General features: G+C 64.9%; 19 protein-coding genes. 10 read left to right on the top strand and 9 right to left on the bottom strand.

Translation table 11 applies throughout. The features are described 5' to 3' along the window. Nucleotides 1–110 precede the first annotated feature (110 nt). The 5 genes from VSR34_RS13235 to VSR34_RS13255 are packed head-to-tail and all read left to right on the top strand — an operon-like array spanning nt 111 to nt 2,869. On the top strand, nt 111–647 hold the full coding sequence (locus VSR34_RS13235) for a GspH/FimT family pseudopilin (protein ID WP_036021733.1): 537 nt from the start codon (nt 111–113) through the stop codon (nt 645–647). Beyond that, entirely contained in the window at nt 644–1,081 is a 438-nt protein-coding gene (locus VSR34_RS13240; protein ID WP_154671191.1) for a hypothetical protein, read from the top strand. The genes VSR34_RS13235 and VSR34_RS13240 overlap by 4 nt, the downstream gene beginning before the upstream one ends. Next, complete coding sequence (locus tag VSR34_RS13245; RefSeq protein ID WP_342962664.1) at nt 1,078–1,875, top strand: PilW family protein; 798 nt, start codon at nt 1,078–1,080, stop codon at nt 1,873–1,875. Before VSR34_RS13240 ends, VSR34_RS13245 begins: the two co-directional genes overlap by 4 nt. Continuing rightward, complete coding sequence (locus VSR34_RS13250; RefSeq protein WP_042289177.1) at nt 1,872–2,417, top strand: pilus assembly protein; 546 nt, start codon at nt 1,872–1,874, stop codon at nt 2,415–2,417. Before VSR34_RS13245 ends, VSR34_RS13250 begins: the two co-directional genes overlap by 4 nt. A 17-nt stretch (nt 2,418–2,434) precedes the next feature. Continuing rightward, on the top strand, nt 2,435–2,869 hold the full coding sequence (locus VSR34_RS13255; RefSeq protein ID WP_342962665.1) for a type IV pilin protein: 435 nt from the start codon (nt 2,435–2,437) through the stop codon (nt 2,867–2,869). A 33-nt stretch (nt 2,870–2,902) separates the two neighbouring features. Here the strand turns inward: VSR34_RS13255 and VSR34_RS13260 are convergent, their stop codons facing one another. The 3 genes from VSR34_RS13260 to VSR34_RS13270 form a co-directional block, all read right to left on the bottom strand. Then, a complete protein-coding gene (locus VSR34_RS13260; RefSeq protein ID WP_342962666.1) occupies nt 2,903–3,373 on the bottom strand; it encodes a DUF3318 domain-containing protein in 471 nt (156 codons plus the stop codon). 123 nt (nt 3,374–3,496) lie between these two features. Next, nucleotides 3,497–3,883 (bottom strand): phage holin family protein, encoded by a 387-nt coding sequence (locus VSR34_RS13265; RefSeq protein WP_028213426.1) that lies wholly within the window; start codon nt 3,881–3,883, stop codon nt 3,497–3,499. Between the two features lie 189 nt (nt 3,884–4,072). After that, complete coding sequence (locus VSR34_RS13270; protein ID WP_007584918.1) at nt 4,073–4,375, bottom strand: DUF883 family protein; 303 nt, start codon at nt 4,373–4,375, stop codon at nt 4,073–4,075. A gap of 358 nt (nt 4,376–4,733) precedes the next feature. On the opposite strand from VSR34_RS13270, the gene VSR34_RS13275 reads away from it, so the two are divergent. Continuing rightward, entirely contained in the window at nt 4,734–5,372 is a 639-nt protein-coding gene (locus VSR34_RS13275) for a peroxiredoxin (protein ID WP_342962667.1), read from the top strand. A 93-nt stretch (nt 5,373–5,465) separates the two neighbouring features. On the opposite strand, the gene VSR34_RS13280 is transcribed toward VSR34_RS13275, so the two are convergent. Then, on the bottom strand, nt 5,466–6,656 hold the full coding sequence (locus tag VSR34_RS13280) for an acyl-CoA dehydrogenase (RefSeq protein WP_028213424.1): 1,191 nt from the start codon (nt 6,654–6,656) through the stop codon (nt 5,466–5,468). Between the two features lie 112 nt (nt 6,657–6,768). Here VSR34_RS13280 and VSR34_RS13285 point away from each other — a divergent pair, with 112 nt between their 5' ends. Then, entirely contained in the window at nt 6,769–7,584 is an 816-nt protein-coding gene (locus VSR34_RS13285) for an IclR family transcriptional regulator (RefSeq protein WP_036019901.1), read from the top strand. Between the two features lie 82 nt (nt 7,585–7,666). Here the strand turns inward: VSR34_RS13285 and argF are convergent, their stop codons facing one another. Next, nucleotides 7,667–8,596: an ornithine carbamoyltransferase gene (gene argF, locus VSR34_RS13290; RefSeq protein ID WP_028213422.1), complete on the bottom strand. Its 930-nt coding sequence runs from the start codon at nt 8,594–8,596 to the stop codon at nt 7,667–7,669. Between the two features lie 637 nt (nt 8,597–9,233). On the opposite strand from argF, the gene VSR34_RS13295 reads away from it, so the two are divergent. Beyond that, nucleotides 9,234–9,581 (top strand): DUF3579 domain-containing protein, encoded by a 348-nt coding sequence (locus VSR34_RS13295; RefSeq protein ID WP_028213421.1) that lies wholly within the window; start codon nt 9,234–9,236, stop codon nt 9,579–9,581. Nucleotides 9,582–9,751: 170 nt separating this feature from the next. Here the strand turns inward: VSR34_RS13295 and rpsT are convergent, their stop codons facing one another. Continuing rightward, a complete protein-coding gene (rpsT, locus tag VSR34_RS13300) occupies nt 9,752–10,024 on the bottom strand; it encodes a 30S ribosomal protein S20 (protein WP_028213420.1) in 273 nt (90 codons plus the stop codon). 481 nt (nt 10,025–10,505) lie between these two features. Here rpsT and murJ point away from each other — a divergent pair, with 481 nt between their 5' ends. Continuing rightward, on the top strand, nt 10,506–12,056 hold the full coding sequence (gene murJ, locus VSR34_RS13305) for a murein biosynthesis integral membrane protein MurJ (RefSeq protein ID WP_342962668.1): 1,551 nt from the start codon (nt 10,506–10,508) through the stop codon (nt 12,054–12,056). A 5-nt stretch (nt 12,057–12,061) separates the two neighbouring features. Then, the gene (locus tag VSR34_RS13310) at nt 12,062–12,901 is read left to right on the top strand and encodes a SirB1 family protein (protein ID WP_036019920.1); all 840 of its coding nucleotides are present in this window, start codon (nt 12,062–12,064) and stop codon (nt 12,899–12,901) included. 84 nt (nt 12,902–12,985) lie between these two features. On the opposite strand, the gene VSR34_RS13315 is transcribed toward VSR34_RS13310, so the two are convergent. The 3 genes from VSR34_RS13315 to kdsB form a co-directional block, all read right to left on the bottom strand. Beyond that, entirely contained in the window at nt 12,986–13,744 is a 759-nt protein-coding gene (locus tag VSR34_RS13315) for a 3-hydroxyacyl-CoA dehydrogenase (protein ID WP_028213417.1), read from the bottom strand. A gap of 221 nt (nt 13,745–13,965) precedes the next feature. Continuing rightward, nucleotides 13,966–14,628, bottom strand: coding sequence for an adenylate kinase (adk, locus tag VSR34_RS13320; protein ID WP_028213416.1), 663 nt, complete (start codon nt 14,626–14,628; stop codon nt 13,966–13,968). A gap of 298 nt (nt 14,629–14,926) precedes the next feature. Continuing rightward, nucleotides 14,927–15,730 carry a 3-deoxy-manno-octulosonate cytidylyltransferase gene (gene kdsB / locus VSR34_RS13325; protein WP_028213415.1) on the bottom strand — a complete coding sequence of 268 codons (804 nt, stop codon included), beginning with the start codon at nt 15,728–15,730 and terminating at the stop codon, nt 14,927–14,929. Nucleotides 15,731–15,775 lie beyond the last annotated feature (45 nt).

A 15,775-nucleotide genomic window follows, 5' to 3' on the forward strand; every position in this document is an offset into this window, starting at 1 on the left:
TTGCATTCTCGCGAGCCGCCGCTGCGCGCACCAGCTAGCCGTTCGGCTAATTGTTTCGTTTCCCGTTCGTCCGTAGATTGATGGCAATCCGCTAACACTGAGGATTGCTGATGAAATACCCGGGATTCACGCTCGTCGAGACAATGGTCGTCATCGCCCTGCTGGCGATCGGCGCGATGGTTTCGACGCCCGTATTCACTGCCTGGCGCGTGCGCGACCAGGTCGATGCGCGTGCCAATGCGATGCTGGGCACGCTCGCCTATGCGCGCAACGAGGCGATACGGCGTAAGGCACGCGTCACCGTCTGCCGCGTCGACGCGGCGCGCAACTGTCTTGCCGCCGCGAAAGCGTGTCCGTCCGGACTCGCCGACTGGTCGTGCGGCTGGGCTGTCATGATCGAGCGCGCCGGCGCCTACGTGCCGTTGCGCGTGCAACCAGCGCTCGATGCCGTCGCCGTAGCGTCGGGGCTCGCATCCATCACGTTCACGCCGCCCGCGGGGCAGACCATCGGCACCTTGCGCAACTTCGAGATCGGGCCGCGCGTTGCGTCTGCCTCGCAACCCGGCAAAGCATGGCGGCGCTGCATACGCATCGCGGCGGGCGGCCGCGCGCGCATCAGCGACGGCTCATGCACGGCGGCGTCATGAGAGCGGGGAGAGAGCGTGACCTTCGGGGGGCGACGCTGCTGGAAGTCGCCGTTGCACTGGGCATGATGGCGACGTGCGCGCTCGGCCTGATGAGCACCCATCTCGGGATGGCCAGGCACGCGCAGGTTGCGCAGGCTCGCGAACGTGCCGCATTTGCTGCTTCCGCCTTTGCCGAAGCCCTGCGCGCGGCGGGGGGCGCAGGTCCAACGACTGCTGCAACGGACAAGTGGAAGGCGCTGACAGCGGCCATTCTGCCCGACGGGCAGTCGTCCACGTCGAGCGCGGGAGGCGATGCGTCGATCGCGACCGTCAGTTGGGCGGCCGCCCGGTTCGTCGCGGCACCGGGTTCGGCGGCGCCCTCTCGCGTCGTGCCGTGTATCGACGCAACGGTGCCTGAGGGGCGCGACTGCGTCGCTCTCGCGTTTTTGCGATGAGCGGACGCCCCGCCAAGGTGCGCCCGCAAGTGGGCCATACGCTCCTCGAACTCACGATCGCCGTCGCGCTTGGCCTCGTAGTGACGCTTGGCGCGTTGTCGGCCTATCGGTCGCAACGCCAGGCCTTCGCCTATGCGAGCGACACTGCGCGCATCCACGAGGCCGGCATGAACGCGTTGATGTTGATCGGCGAGCAGATTCAGATGGCGGGATTCGTTGCTGCGGATGCACGCGCGCCCCTGGCCGGCCCGGCCATCTTTGGCTGCACAGCCGGGCGGCCTGGCGGTGCCGATGCCGCGCTGGCCTGCGAGTCGCTATCGAGCCGCTCAGACGGACTCGCTGTGCGCTATCAAGGCGACGGCATATCGACGTGGCCCGCCGCAAGCGGTCAGGCCACCGATTGCCTCGGCCAGGCGGTGGGAGCGGCGGGCGTCGAGATCGTGAACCGCTATCACGCCAAGGTGAGCGGGTCGACGGGGGACACCGAGCTTTATTGCGAAGGCTCAGGCAAGGTTGGGACGGCGCAGCCCCTGGTCGAGGGCGTCGAGCGCCTGCGGGTGCGCTACTGGACCGCGGGTGCGGCGCAGGCGCTCGATGCTTCGGCCTTCGCGCGCGATCAGTGGGCGGGGGTCGTCGCGGTCGACCTGTGCGTGCTGGTGCGCGGTGCCGCGTTTCCCCGGCGCAAACGCTACGTCGATTGCGATGGTGTGCAGGCTGTCGGCTCCGATGGGCGAGCGCGTCAAGCTTTCTGGCGTCACATCGTGCTGCGGAACGTGGCGCAGGCGGCGTCATGAGTGCGACCTCGCATCGGGATCGCCGCCTCTCCCGCACGCGGCCCGCGCATCGCGGCGTTGCGCTGCCCGTCGTACTGCTCATTGTCGCGATGATGCTGGTGACGTCGGCGGCATGGTTCGAGGCGGCGCTGCTGGCTCGACGCAACGCAGATGCCGTAGCCGATCATCTGCAGTCCTTCCATGCCGCCGACGCCGCGCTCCTGCTGTGTTCGCGCGCGCTGACCCATGGTTCGCTGGCCGCACCGGCCGATGCCGTTCAATCCGGCGAGCCACAAGCATGGCGGCGGCAGGACAGTTTCGAGCGGCAAGCCGTGATGCCCGTTGCCAGCTGGCCGGGCTCGGGGCGCGCGCCGCAATGCTTCGTCGAGGCGTGGCGGATCGACAGCCGTCCCCAGGCTCGCGCGTATCTCGTGACGGCACGCGGCTTCGGTGCATCGGAAGACACGCAAAGCTGGCTGCAGGACCAGGTGGTCGTCGAAGCAGCGGGCGATGTGACGCGCGTCGAGCATCACTGGCGTCACGTCGTCGCAAGGCCGTTTTGAAGAGGGAGGCTGGAAGAATGATGGGAAGCAATCGGTGCGGCGCGTTCACATTGCTCGAGCTGGTCATTGCGCTGGCAGCGGCGGCCATCGTCGCCGCTTTCGCGCTGCCGGGGTGGCGCGAGCAGATTGCGAGGGGACATCGTATCGACGCCGTCGCTGCGATCTATCGGGCGGCGCAGTTCATCGACATGCAGGCCAAGTCGATGACGGCATTGCCTGCAGGCTTCGATCGAGCTCCAGCGACCGGGCCGCCTGCTTACCGCTTGCACCTCTTGCCTGCGGACGAGTCCAACGGCGGCTACGCCATTGCGGCGGATCCCGTGGAAAGCGGGCCGATGCGCGGCGATGCTTGTGGCGCCTTCGTGCTCGACGCCACCGGTGCGCGCAGCAATCAGGTGGCGGGCGGCAGCGTCGCGGCGGCCACCTCGCAGATGTGCTGGCGGGACCGTTGAGCGTGAGGCCGGGGTGCCGGGAGCGACCGGTGATCAGCCGGTGAGATCTTCTTCGGCGGATGTATCGCGTGCTGGGCGGACCGTCGAGGCGCCGCGCTGACGCCGCACCTGTTGCCACACGCGATACGCCTCCCATGCGGTAAAGGCCAGGCCGCCCCACTTGATGACGGGTCGCGCGGCCGAAAAGACGCGCGTACGCAGCGGCTTGGCAAGGATGAGCGAGGCGAGCGAACCGAGGAGCGGATACCGCTTGATCAGCTTACCGAGGCCGCTAGCCATGCCGCCGGCGCTCGAATGACCGAAGCCGGGCACGAGGAAGCGCAGCGCGCGGAAATTGCTGAGCGACGCGCGGATTTCCGCGAGCGATTCGGCCATTTCGGCGCGCTCTACGCTCGCGCGCACCAGGAGCAATTCCTTGCGCAGCGCCCGCATTTGCGGTGCGGAGAGGTCGTGAGAGCGGTTGTGGCGGGGGCGGAAGGCGGTGTCCGGATGCGGATGGCTCATGGCGTCGGCTCTCGGCTATCGTGTTAGAGGCTGGGGGCGCCGGCGGTTGCAGGCGCGCAGCGCGCCCGGCAGAACCTCTGGCACTGCGCCTCGCAACGCGCGGCGCATCGTGAATATTGCCAGCTACGGGTTGCGCAACGCATCGCGGTCTTTCTGGAACTCCTCGAGCGTCTCCTGGAAGACGAGTGGCGCGGTGTGCAGGCCGCGACGCGCCTTCAGTCCGCAGAAAACGGCCGAGGCCGCATAGACGAACGTGAGCCCTGCGAGCGCCTGCCAACGGTACGTGTCCCAGAAGGCGATGGCGATGAGCGCTGTCAGCGCGATCAAGGCAAGCATCGCGAACATCATCCCCGCGAGGCCGAGGAAGAGCACGGCGATCAAGCGATCCTTTTCCTCGGCCAGTTCGATGCCGATGAGTTCGAGGCGTGTCTGAACCATCGCGGTCGCTGAGCCGAGCAATCGGCGCAACGCCCCGTGTTCGTGTCGCTGCGTGTGGGTGTCTGTCGTCATGGCGATGGCAGGTGGCGCAGGCGGGTGCCCGGGCAGAGGACAACAAAAAACAGCCGCCGGTGTCGCCCGGCGGGACGAGGCTGCGCTGCGCGATGACCAGCGACACGTCGTCAGCGCGCAGGCGGCTCGAATGGCTCGCCCGCTTGACGCGAGCGCTGCGAGCGCCCACGCCTGGCGGCGAGCGCCGGCTTACTTGCGGTTGATCAGCAAGCCGACCAGCACGCCCACGCCGGCAGCGATGCCGATCGACGCCCACGGATGCTCGTGAACGTAGTCGTCAGTGGCGCGCGCCGCCTTTTTGCCTTTCTCGACCACAACGACCTGGACGTCGGCTGCCTTCTCTTTCGCCTGTTTCAGACGCGACAGTGCCGTTTCGCGCAACTCCGAGGCACGCTCGCCCGTAGCGCTCGCTGCCTGCTTGAGCAGGTCCTCTGCATCCGCGAGGACGGTTTTGATATCGGACATCAGCCTCTCCTTGTTGACTTCTGACATTGACTGGCTCCCATCGTGTCACATCACGCGTGAATCGTAACAAAGATACGGGCGCTGGCAAGCGTGACGCGTCGCCACGATCTCCCGTTCGCACAACTTGTTCCCGCCGCGAGCGAACGCGGCATCGATAACCGGGCAGCGACGCGCGTTGGAAGAACCATTGAGTTGATCCGGCACCTAAAGTTTCCCTCAATCGGCTCGAAATTACAAAAACTCATACCGGTGTGAGGCGAAGTTCGTTAGCGGGGCGCGACCAGACCGGTATGCTTGAGCGTTGTAAACGTCCACTGGATCTGGATCAACGGGCTATGCCCCGTTTGGTTCCAGCTGCGTACACCCCGCGTTCAAAGGAATCGAAATGAGTCTACGTCTCGGCGATATCGCGCCCGACTTCGAGCAGGATTCGAGCATTGGTCACATCAAGTTCCACGAGTGGCTCGGCAATAGCTGGGGCGTGCTGTTTTCGCACCCGGCCGACTTCACGCCGGTCTGCACGACCGAGCTTGGCCTGACCGCGAAGCTCAAGGACGAGTTCGAGAAGCGCAATGTGAAGACGATCGCGCTTTCCGTGGATAGCGCCCAGTCTCACAACGAGTGGATCAAGGACATCAACGAGACCCAGGCGGCGAACGTCGGCTTTCCGATTCTCGCCGACGGCGATCGCAAGGTATCCACGCTGTACGACATGATTCACCCGAACGCGAATGAGACGCTCACCGTGCGCTCGCTCTTCGTGATCGACCCGAACAAGAAGGTGCGCCTCATCATCACCTATCCGGCGAGTACGGGCCGCAACTTCGACGAAGTGCTGCGCGTGATCGACTCGCTGCAACTCACCGACAACTATCAGGTCGCCACGCCCGGAAACTGGAAGCAGGGCGATGACGTCGTGATCGTCCCGTCGCTGAAGGACGAAGAGGTCATCAAGCAGAAGTTCCCGAAGGGCTACAAGGCGCTGCGTCCGTATCTGCGCTTGACGCCGCAGCCGAACAAATAAGCCGTTCGGACAAGGACCAAACAAGAACGCCGCACGTGAACGGAATCGTGCGGCGTTTCTATCAGGCGCTGGTGGCGCCAAGCGGGGCGGCGATCAGAAGAACGCCTGGATGCCCGTTTGCGCGCGGCCGAGGATCAGGGCATGGATATCGTGCGTGCCTTCGTAGGTGTTGACCACTTCAAGGTTCACGAGGTGGCGCGCCACGCCGAATTCGTCCGAGATGCCGTTGCCGCCCAGCATGTCGCGCGCAAGACGCGCGATGTCGAGCGACTTGCCGCATGAGTTGCGCTTCATGATCGACGTGATCTCGACGGCGGCCGTGCCTTCGTCCTTCATGCGGCCAAGACGCAGGCAGCCTTGCAGGCCGAGCGTGATTTCCGTTTGCATGTCGGCGAGCTTTTTCTGGATGAGCTGGTTCGCTGCCAGCGGGCGGCCGAACTGCTTGCGGTCGAGCACGTACTGACGCGCCGTGTGCCAGCACGCCTCCGCGGCGCCCAGCGCGCCCCAGGCGATGCCATAGCGCGCCGAGTTCAGACAGGTGAAGGGGCCGCGCAGGCCCTTCACGCCCGGCATGATGTTCTCTTCGGGGACGAACACTTCGTCGAGCACGATTTCGCCGGTGATCGACGCGCGCAGGCCCACCTTGCCGTGGATGGCCGGCGCCGAGAGGCCCTTCCAGCCCTTCTCCAGAATGAAACCGCGGATGTCGTCCTTGCCGTCTTCCTCGAGCTTTGCCCAGACGACGAACACGTCGGCGATCGGCGAGTTCGTGATCCACATCTTCGCGCCCGAGATCGAATATCCGCCGTTCACCTTCTTCGCGCGCGTGACCATGCTGCCCGGATCCGAGCCGTGGTTCGGCTCCGTGAGGCCGAAGCAGCCAATCCACTCGCCGCTGGCGAGCTTGGGCAGATACTTCTGCTTTTGCGTTTCCGAGCCGAATTCGAAGATCGGCACCATCACGAGCGACGACTGCACCGACATCATCGAGCGATAACCCGAATCGACGCGCTCGACTTCGCGCGCGATCAGACCGTAGCTCACATAGTTCAGGCCGGGGCCGCCGTATTGATCGGGGATCGTCGGGCCGAGCAAGCCGACCTCGCCCATCTCGCGGAAGATCGAAGCGTCCGTCTTTTCGTGGCGGAATGCTTCCAGCACGCGCGGCGCGAGCTTGTCCTGGGCGTACGCGGCAGCGGCGTCGCGCACCATGCGCTCCTCTTCGGTGAGCTGCTGGTCGAGCAGAAGCGGGTCTTCCCAATGGAACTGGGCGTGTGCGGCCATGGTGTCTCTCCTTTCCTCAAATCCTTGAAATGGGCGAATTTGCGCTTGACGAATGTTCCGCTATGCGGAACAATGTTTTGCAAATTGACTTTAGTGTAGCACTCTCGCGCCCATGTCTGCATCCGAATCGACGACTAGCTCACCGTTTACTTCTTCGTTGGCGGAGGGTCCGATCGACGAGCGCAAGTTCGTCGTCGCGCTCGCTCGCGGGCTCGACCTGCTGCGGGCGTTTCGCCCGGGCGAGACGCTCCTCGGCAACCGCGATTTCGTGGAGCGCACCGGTTTGCCGAAGGCGACCGTGAACCGGCTCGCTTACACGCTCACCGTGCTCGGCTATCTGCGCCTCGATGAAACGCTCGGCAAATACGCGCTCGATGCCGGCGTGCTTTCACTTGGCTTTGCGCTGCTCTCGGGCACCGACACGCTGGAACTTGCGCGGCCGCACATGCGCGCGTTCGCGCGGGAGGTGGGCGCGGCTGTGTCGCTGGGATGCCGCGACGGCCTCGACATGATCTATCTGGAGACGATTCGCAGCGAGACTGCGCTCACGCTCGGTCTCGCTTCGGGCTCGCGGCTCTCGATGTTGACGAGTTCGATGGGCCGCGCGTACCTCGCCGTGCAGCCGATCGACGTGCGCACGGCACTGTTCGCGGAGCTGGAAAAAGCGGCGGGCGCCGGGGGGCCGGCGCTGGTCGAAGCCGCCAAGCGCGAGATCGAGGTCTTTGGAAGGGAAGGGTGCTGCTATTCGTTTCGCGACTGGCACGAAGACGTGAACGCCGTCGCCGTGCCGTTTCGCGAGCCGCGCGAGCGGCGCTGGCTCGTGCTCAGCTGTAGCGGGCCGGCTTCGTCGATGGGGCCCGAAGTGTTCCGCGAGCGCGTGGCGCCGCTCCTGAAATCGCTCGCGCGACGGCTTGGCGAAACGGTCTGACAACAGCGCCAAAGCGGACGAAAAAAGCCGAGTCCCGGGTCACCCGGGAGTCGGCTTTTTCGCAAGGCGGAGTGTATTCGGCTCAGTGATTCAGGCGGCCGAGCAGCAGGAACTCCATTAGCGCCTTCTGCACGTGCAGACGGTTTTCCGCCTCGTCCCAAACCACGCTCTGCGGCCCGTCGATCACTTCGGCACTCACTTCCTCGCCGCGGTGCGCGGGCAGGCAGTGCATGAAGAGCGCGTCGGCGTTGGCCCGGGCCATCATCGGCGCGTCGACGCACCAGTCGGCAAAGGCCTGCTTGCGGGCTTCGTTTTCGGCCTCGAAGCCCATGCTCGTCCAAACGTCGGTGCTGACGAGGTCCGCGCCGTCGCAGGCGACGTGCGGGTCTTCGAACACCTCGAAGAACGGCTTGCTTTCCGGTGCGACCAGCGCCGGATCGAGGGGATAACCGGGCGGGGTGGAGATGCGCAGCTTGAAGTCGAGGATCTGTGCGGCTTCGATCCAGGTGTAGAGCATGTTGTTCGCGTCGCCGACCCACGCGACCGTCTTGCCGCGGATCGGGCCGCGATGCTCGTAGAACGTGAAGATGTCGGCCAGCACCTGGCAGGGATGGTACTCGTTGGTGAGCCCGTTGATGACCGGTACGCGCGAGCTTTCGGCAAAGCGCTGGAGGATGTCCTGGCCAAACGTGCGGATCATGATGATGTCGACCATGCGCGAGATAACCTGCGCCGAGTCCTCGATCGGCTCGCCGCGGCCGAGCTGCGTATCGCGTGTGTTCATGAACACGGCGTGGCCGCCCAGCTGGAAGATGCCGGCTTCGAACGACAGGCGCGTGCGCGTGGAGCTCTTCTCGAAGATCATCGCCAGCGTGCGGTCGTGCAGCGGGTGATAGGTCTCGTAGTTCTTGAACTTGCGCTTCAGGATGCGCGCGCGCTCCAGCACATAATCATATTCGTCAAGGGAGAAATCCTTGAACTGCAGGTAATGGCGTATGGTCCGGGAAGTCATGAAACGGAAACGGCGCCCGATCCGGCCTCGAACTGCAGGTTGGAGCCGGCGACGCCGCTGCGGTTGGTGGTAAGTCAAAGCAGCATAAAGGATTTTCCGCAGTTTGACGAGTTGCCCCTGGAATTGGGCAAAGCGCGCAGGCGCACCATGCCTCGTCCTTTGGTCGGTATTTTCCGAGCCTCGTCACGCTCCGGTTATGCCGATTGGCCGTCTTGTGTGCGGTGCGTCAAAACGGTCGGTACGCTATAATCCGGGAGATTTCTTAGGCACGACAAACGGGCCCTGAGCGTGGGGTGGCAACACCTGAGCCACGATGGCATCACCTCGCGGCCTGACGGCAGGCAAGCCGGGCAGGCAAGCCCGGCAGGCAAGCCCGTGGGAGCGGCCTGTGCGGTGACTGGCAGTCCACCGAGGCACGACGTCGATCGCGTTGCAATACTTCCTTGTGACACCTCTCGGCGGCGATTTTCGAGACTGGATGCCGGGCGGGTGCGCGGGCAGCCGTTCCTGATCCAATCGGACTGTTCACGCGCATGGCGGCGGGTCGGCATCCCGCGGTGCCAGCGTGGGCGTAGCGCTCGTGCCGCCGTTACATGCTGCAAACGCACCCAGCAGCTACACACACAGGTACACCTGCATGGCCGACGAAGCTCCAACCGAATACTTCATTCAAGGAATCACCAGCACGGGGAAGAAGTTTCGTCCGAGCGACTGGTCGGAGCGTCTTGCAGGGGTGATGTCGAGCTTCGGCCCGAAGGCGCCGGCCAATGCGCGCGGACCGAATGCCTATCTGCGCTACTCGCTGTATGTCCGCCCGACGATGATCGGCGACCTCAAGGTCGTGGTGCTGGATTCGCGTCTGAAGGACGTCGAGCCGATGGCCTTCAATTTCGTGATGTCCTTCGCCAAGGACAACGATCTCGTCGTGACCGAGGCATGCGAACTGCCGCAAGATCACGCGACCCAGCAGGGCGGCGCGCGCTAACCGGTGGCGTGCGGGCGCGGTACGACGAACGACCCGCTTCGGCGGGTTTTTTTACGCCGATGAGCGCTGCGACGAGCCAGGCCGAAAAAACAAAAAACCCGCCGAAGCGGGTTTTTTGTCGTGCAGTTCAAAGAGGGTGCTGCCAGCCGTGGCCGGCAGTCCGCATCTCTTTACTGAGCGGCTTGCATGGCCTTGATGGCAGCAGCCAGGCGGCTCTTATGCCGAGCGGCCTTGTTCTTGTGAACGATCTTCTTGTCGGCGATGATGTCGAGCGTCTTTGCCGATGCCTTCAGAACTTCTGCAGCCTTGGCCTGGTCGCCGGCGTCGATTGCCTTGCGAACAGCCTTGATGGCCGTGCGGAACTTCGAGCGCAGTGCCGAGTTGTGGGCGTTTGCCTTGACGGCCTGACGGGCGCGCTTGCGTGCTTGTGCGGAGTTTGCCATTGCGATTCCTTGTGTTTGCGGAGCGTGAGCCCGACTTTCGAGTCTGGCTGGGCGACGCTCTTTGCCTGGATTTGTCCTTCCGGAGCGAGTCCTGAAACGACAAAACGGTATTTGCCGGGTTGCGTGCGCTGCAATCTTCGATTGCAATCGCTCTTTTTGACTGCTTTTGACTGCTTCCCAGCCACGCCTCTTGTGCCAAAGCAGATGCCCGCTTCCTTTCCGAGACGTGCTTCGAGAACTGCTGGAGAACTCGAATCGGCGATTATAGCAATAAGAGCGCGAGATTGGCAATCATCCGGAACTCGGCGCGGCACTGTCCTTCCGAGGGATGAACGCCTTCAGCGCGACGTGGTCAGATCTGCGCCCTTTGCCGTTGCCCGCCGGTCGCTTGCGCTGCCGCGAAGGCCTTTGCCCGAGCCCTGACGCCCCGTATCGTGCGCATCCGCGATGGATCGGGCAGGGCCCGTATAATGACCGCCCCATGAATCTATTCCGAGCCCTGCTGACAGTCAGCGGCTTCACGCTGCTGTCGCGCGTGACCGGTCTGGCCCGAGAAACGCTGATTGCGCGCGCATTTGGCGCGAGCCAGTACACCGACGCTTTCTACGTCGCGTTTCGTATCCCCAACCTGCTGCGCCGCATCTCGGCGGAAGGCGCCTTTTCGCAGGCGTTCGTGCCGATTCTCGCGGAGTTCAAGAACCAGAAGGGCCACGACGCCACCCGCGCACTCGTCGATGCCACGTCGACCGTCCTCGCCTGGGCGCTAGCGATCCTCTCGCTGCTGGGCATTTTTGGCGCCACGTTTGTCGTGATCGTTGTCGCTTCGGGTCTGAAGAGCCACGGGCAAGCCTTCCCGCTCGCCGTCACGATGACGCGCATCATGTTCCCCTATATCGTGTTCATCTCGCTGACGTCGCTCGCGTCGGGCGTGCTCAACACGTACAAGCAGTTCTCGCTGCCCGCGTTCGCGCCCGTGCTGCTCAACGTCTCGTTCATCGTCGCGGCCGTGGCGTTCGCGCCGCACATGAAGCAGCCCGTCTACGCGCTCGCGTGGGCCGTGATCGTGGGCGGCGTGCTGCAGTTCGCCGTGCAGTTGCCGGGCTTGAAGCGCATCGACATGATGCCGCGCATCGGCCTGAACCCGCTGAAGGCGCTTGCGCACCGCGGCGTCAAGCGCGTGCTCGCGAAGATGGTGCCGGCCATGTTTGCCGTTTCCGTCGCGCAGATCAGCCTCATCATCAACACCAATATCGCCTCGCGTCTGGGGGCGGGTGCGGTGTCGTGGATCAACTACGCCGATCGCCTGATGGAGTTCCCCACGGCGCTGCTCGGCGTGGCGCTCGGCACGATCCTGCTGCCCAGCCTCTCGAAGGCGCATGTCGACGCCGACCCGCAGGAGTATTCGGCGTTGCTCGATTGGGGCCTGCGCGTGACGTTCCTGCTCGCCGCGCCTTCGGCGGTCGCGCTGTTCTTCTTCGCCGAGCCGCTCACGGCGACGCTCTTCCATTACGGGAAGTTCGACGCCAACTCGGTCGTCATGACGGGCCGGGCGCTCGCCGCCTACGGCGTGGGGCTCGTCGGACTCATCCTCATCAAGATCCTCGCGCCGGGCTTCTACGCGCGCCAGGACATCAAGACGCCGGTGAAGATCGGCGTAGGCGTGCTCATCGCCACGCAGATCAGCAACTACCTCTTCGTGCCGGTCTTCTCGCACGCGGGCCTCACGCTGTCGGTCGGCCTTGGCGCCTGCATGAACGCACTGCTGCTCTTCATCGGGCTGCGCCGCCGCGGCATCTATATGCCGTCCTCGGGCTGGACCACATTTTTCGTGCAGTTGCTCGGGGCATGCCTCGTGCTGGCAGGAGCCATGCACTGGTGTGCGATCAGCTACGACTGGATCGGCCTGCGCCATGCACCGCTCGCGCGCATCGCGTTGCTCGGGGCGTGCCTCGTCCTGTTCGCGGCGCTATATTTCGGTATGCTGTGGCTGATGGGCTTCAAATACGCGTACTTCAAGAGGCGGGCGAAGTGACGACGATGACTACGCGGGTTCTGGATTATTTCAGCGCGCTCGTTGCCGACGACGAGAGTCTGCCGCTCACCGAGGCGGCGCTCGCGATCGCGCAGGACGCCTACCCCGATCTCGATCTGCAAGGCACGCTCGCCGAGATCGACGAGCTCGCGCTGCGTGTGCGCCGCCGCATGCCGGAAGGCGCGGACGTGCGGCAACAGGTTGGCGTGCTCAACCGTTGCTTCTTTCGCGAGATGGGGTTCGCGGCCAATCTCAACGACTTCCTCGACCCCGACAACAGCCACTTGAACGTCGTGCTCAAACGCCGGCGCGGCATTCCCATTTCGCTCGCGGTGCTGTATCTGGAGATGGCGGCCCAGTTAGGCCTCCCGGTGAAGGGCGTGTCGTTTCCGGGGCATTTCCTGTTGCGCGTCGCGCTGCCCGAAGGCGACGAAATGCTCGATCCGACTACGGGCCGCACGCTCACCGAATCCGACATGGTGGAAATGCTCGAGCCCTTCGTGGCCAATGCAGGGGACTCGGTGGCACGCGCGCTGCGCATGCTGCTCGAGCCGGCCACGCGCCGCGAGATCGTCGCGCGCATGCTGCGCAACCTGAAGTCGGTGTATCTGCAGACGGAACGCTGGCAGCGCCTGCTTGCCATCCAGCAGCGGCTGGTGATCCTGCTGCCGGAAACGATCGAGGAGGTGCGCGATCGCGGCTTCGCCTACGCGCGGCTCGACTATCTGCGGCCCGCGCTGGAAGACCTCGAACACTATCTCGACGAGCGCCCGGAAGCGGAAGATGCGACCGTCGTCGAATCGCAGTTGCAGGAACTGCGTCAGCGCGCGCTCGATAATGAGTGACATGCGCGACTGAAACAGGCCCGGACGAAAAAGCCCGCGATGAAGTCGCGGGCTTTTTTTATCGCGCGGGAGCCGCGCGCGCCGTCACTTCGGCTGCATGCGAATCGCGCCGTCGAGGCGGATCACCTCGCCGTTGAGCATCGGGTTCTCGACGATCTGCTTGACGAGCATCGCGTATTCCTCAGGCTTGCCGAGGCGCGGCGGAAACGGGACCATCGCGCCGAGCGCATCCTGCACTTCCTTGGGCATGCCTAGCAGCATCGGCGTTTCGAAGAGGCCGGGTGCGATCGTCATCACGCGGATGCCGCTGCGCGAGAGGTCGCGCGCGATTGGCAGCGTCATGGCGACGACCCCGCCTTTCGACGCGGCATAGGCCGCCTGGCCGATCTGGCCGTCGTACGCGGCCACCGATGCCGTGTTGACGATCACGCCGCGCTCGCCGCCTTCGCTGGGTGGCGTCTGGGCGATGGCGGCCGCTGCAAGGCGGATCATGTTGAACGTGCCGATCAGATTGACGGAGATGGTCTTCGAGAACGCATCGAGCGGATGCGGGCCGTCCTTGCCCACGGTCTTCACGGCCGGCGCAATGCCCGCGCAGTTCACGAGGCCGCGCAGCGTGCCGAGCGCCGTTGCCGCGGCCACGGCGCGCTCGCCGTCCTCTTCGCTCGCGACGTTGCACTTCACGAATGCGCCGCCCAGTTCCGTGGCGAGTGCGTTGCCCACGTCCTCGTTGAGGTCGGCGATGACGACCTTGCCGCCCTCGTTTGCGATCAGGCGCGCGCTGGCCGCGCCGAGCCCCGACGCGCCGCCGGTGATGAGAAATACGTTGCCGCGGATCTGCATGTTTCGTCTCCTTTCGATGTGGCTATGCCGCGCGCAGCGAGCAGGCCCACGCGACGCCGACCAAAAACCAAGCGGGCCGGCTGGCGTCGCGTCCCGAGTCACATCGGGAGTGCGGCGCCAGCCGGCCCGCAGGCAAACCAGCAAGTGTGCCGAGACCGGCCACTAATCGGACTTTGGATCAGGACTTTGAATCAGGACTTTGAATCCGGAGCTCGAATCGCTTACTTGAGCGCTTCGAACGCGCGCTCGCGAATCTCGTCCACGCTGCCGAGGCCCGAGATCGCGCGATACTGCGGCGCTTTCAGGCCGTTTTCCTCGCCGCGCTTCGCCCAGTCGCTGTAGTACGCGATGAGGGGCTTGGTCTGGGCGACGTACACGTCCAGACGCTTGCGCACCGTCTCTTCCTTGTCGTCGTCGCGCTGGACCAGCGGCTCGCCCGTTATGTCGTCCGTCATGTCCACCTTGGGCGGATTGAACTTGACGTGATACGTGCGGCCCGAAGCCGGGTGCATGCGGCGGCCGCTCATGCGCGTGATGATTTCGTCGAACGGAACGTCGATTTCGAGCACGTAGTCGATCGCGACGCCAGCCTGCTTCATCGCTTCGGCTTGCGGCAGCGTGCGCGGAAAACCGTCGAACAGGTAGCCGTTCTTGCAGTCGGGCTCCTGAAGGCGTTCCTTCACGAGATTGATGATGAGCTCGTCGGTCACGAGCTCGCCGGCGTCCATGAAACGCTTCGCTTCGAGGCCAAGCGGCGTACCGGCCTTGACGGCCGCGCGCAGCATGTCGCCCGTCGAGATTTGCGGGATGCCGAACTTCTCCTTGATGAAGTTTGCCTGGGTTCCCTTGCCCGCACCGGGGGCGCCCAACAGGATCAAACGCATGTGAACAATCTCCGATCTGTGTGAATTCTTGCGGCGCGGCGGCTGACCCACACGGTGGGGCGGTATCCGCGGCGTTCGTGCGTCTCCTCGACCATGCTTTCACGGCCGTCGAGGCGCGTGCTGGCGGGGGCGGCGAGACGTCCCGCGCGGCTTTCGCCCGGTCCCCGTGACCTGCCTGGGACACGGAGCGGCGCTGCGGGGCGGTGCCTCAAAGCGGGGAAATCCCGACGCATAGAGGCTTTAGACGGCTCGCGCTAACAATTGATTATGCCATGGGATTTTTGCTCCACGGACGGAATTAAGGCCGGTATAGCGCCTGCACGCGTGCGAGATCAGCCGGGGTGTCGACGCCCGGCGCCGGCGCTTCCTGCGTGACCAGTACCGCGATGCGCTCGCCGTGCCACATCGCGCGAAGCTGTTCGAGCGCCTCGACCTGCTCGATCGGCGAGTGCTCGAGCGAGGGGTAGCTGCGCAGGAATTTCGCGCGATACGCGTACAGGCCGATGTGACGGTAAACCGTCGCGGGGGCAGGCGGGGCGGGCATTGCGCCGAGATCGAGACGCGCCGGCGACCAGTGCGGCTGCCATGCGTCGCGGGCCCAGGGAATGGGTGCGCGCGAGAAATAGAGCGCCACGCCGCGCGCGTCCAGCACGACCTTCACGACGTTCGGGCTGAAGATTTCGTCGGGTGCCGAGATGGGATGCGCCGCGGTTGCGATCGCGCATTCGGGGTGCGCGGCGAGATGCGACGCAACGTCGCACACGAGCGCCGGGTCGATCAACGGCTCGTCGCCCTGCACGTTCACCACGATGGTGTCGTCGCTCCAGCCGAAATGCTCGGCGACTTCCGCGAGGCGGTCGGTGCCCGAGGGATGATCCGCGCGCGTGAGCACGGCTTCGAAGCCGTGCGCGCGGGCGGCGTCGAGCACGGTTTGCGCGTCCGAAGCGATCAGCACCTGCTGCGCGCCCGAATCGCGCGCGCGCTCGGCCACGCGCACCACCATTGGCTTGCCGCCGATGTCGGCGAGCGGTTTGTTGGGCAGCCGCGTGGAGGCGAGACGCGCCGGCACGACGGCGATAAAGGGTTGCACGGGAGCAGTCATGACCGGTTCGAGCAAGGAACGAAGACGGGAGGGGAAAGAGAAAAC

The sequence above is a fragment of the Paraburkholderia sp. JHI2823 genome, from assembly GCF_038900695.1.
GTDB lineage: Bacteria > Pseudomonadota > Gammaproteobacteria > Burkholderiales > Burkholderiaceae > Paraburkholderia > Paraburkholderia mimosarum.

What these genes read in the sequence shown, in the direction of transcription:
- VSR34_RS13235 (WP_036021733.1), top strand. Translation starts at nt 111, where the DNA reads ATGAAATACCCGGGATTCACGCTCGTCGAGACAATGGTCGTCATCGCC.
- VSR34_RS13240 (WP_154671191.1), top strand. Translation starts at nt 644, where the DNA reads ATGAGAGCGGGGAGAGAGCGTGACCTTCGGGGGGCGACGCTGCTGGAA.
- VSR34_RS13245 (WP_342962664.1), top strand. Translation starts at nt 1,078, where the DNA reads ATGAGCGGACGCCCCGCCAAGGTGCGCCCGCAAGTGGGCCATACGCTC.
- VSR34_RS13250 (WP_042289177.1), top strand. Translation starts at nt 1,872, where the DNA reads ATGAGTGCGACCTCGCATCGGGATCGCCGCCTCTCCCGCACGCGGCCC.
- VSR34_RS13255 (WP_342962665.1), top strand. Translation starts at nt 2,435, where the DNA reads ATGATGGGAAGCAATCGGTGCGGCGCGTTCACATTGCTCGAGCTGGTC.
- VSR34_RS13260 (WP_342962666.1), bottom strand. Translation starts at nt 3,373, where the DNA reads ATGAGCCATCCGCATCCGGACACCGCCTTCCGCCCCCGCCACAACCGC.
- VSR34_RS13265 (WP_028213426.1), bottom strand. Translation starts at nt 3,883, where the DNA reads ATGACGACAGACACCCACACGCAGCGACACGAACACGGGGCGTTGCGC.
- VSR34_RS13270 (WP_007584918.1), bottom strand. Translation starts at nt 4,375, where the DNA reads ATGTCAGAAGTCAACAAGGAGAGGCTGATGTCCGATATCAAAACCGTC.
- VSR34_RS13275 (WP_342962667.1), top strand. Translation starts at nt 4,734, where the DNA reads ATGAGTCTACGTCTCGGCGATATCGCGCCCGACTTCGAGCAGGATTCG.
- VSR34_RS13280 (WP_028213424.1), bottom strand. Translation starts at nt 6,656, where the DNA reads ATGGCCGCACACGCCCAGTTCCATTGGGAAGACCCGCTTCTGCTCGAC.
- VSR34_RS13285 (WP_036019901.1), top strand. Translation starts at nt 6,769, where the DNA reads ATGTCTGCATCCGAATCGACGACTAGCTCACCGTTTACTTCTTCGTTG.
- argF (WP_028213422.1), bottom strand. Translation starts at nt 8,596, where the DNA reads ATGACTTCCCGGACCATACGCCATTACCTGCAGTTCAAGGATTTCTCC.
- VSR34_RS13295 (WP_028213421.1), top strand. Translation starts at nt 9,234, where the DNA reads ATGGCCGACGAAGCTCCAACCGAATACTTCATTCAAGGAATCACCAGC.
- rpsT (WP_028213420.1), bottom strand. Translation starts at nt 10,024, where the DNA reads ATGGCAAACTCCGCACAAGCACGCAAGCGCGCCCGTCAGGCCGTCAAG.
- murJ (WP_342962668.1), top strand. Translation starts at nt 10,506, where the DNA reads ATGAATCTATTCCGAGCCCTGCTGACAGTCAGCGGCTTCACGCTGCTG.
- VSR34_RS13310 (WP_036019920.1), top strand. Translation starts at nt 12,062, where the DNA reads ATGACTACGCGGGTTCTGGATTATTTCAGCGCGCTCGTTGCCGACGAC.
- VSR34_RS13315 (WP_028213417.1), bottom strand. Translation starts at nt 13,744, where the DNA reads ATGCAGATCCGCGGCAACGTATTTCTCATCACCGGCGGCGCGTCGGGG.
- adk (WP_028213416.1), bottom strand. Translation starts at nt 14,628, where the DNA reads ATGCGTTTGATCCTGTTGGGCGCCCCCGGTGCGGGCAAGGGAACCCAG.
- kdsB (WP_028213415.1), bottom strand. Translation starts at nt 15,730, where the DNA reads ATGACTGCTCCCGTGCAACCCTTTATCGCCGTCGTGCCGGCGCGTCTC.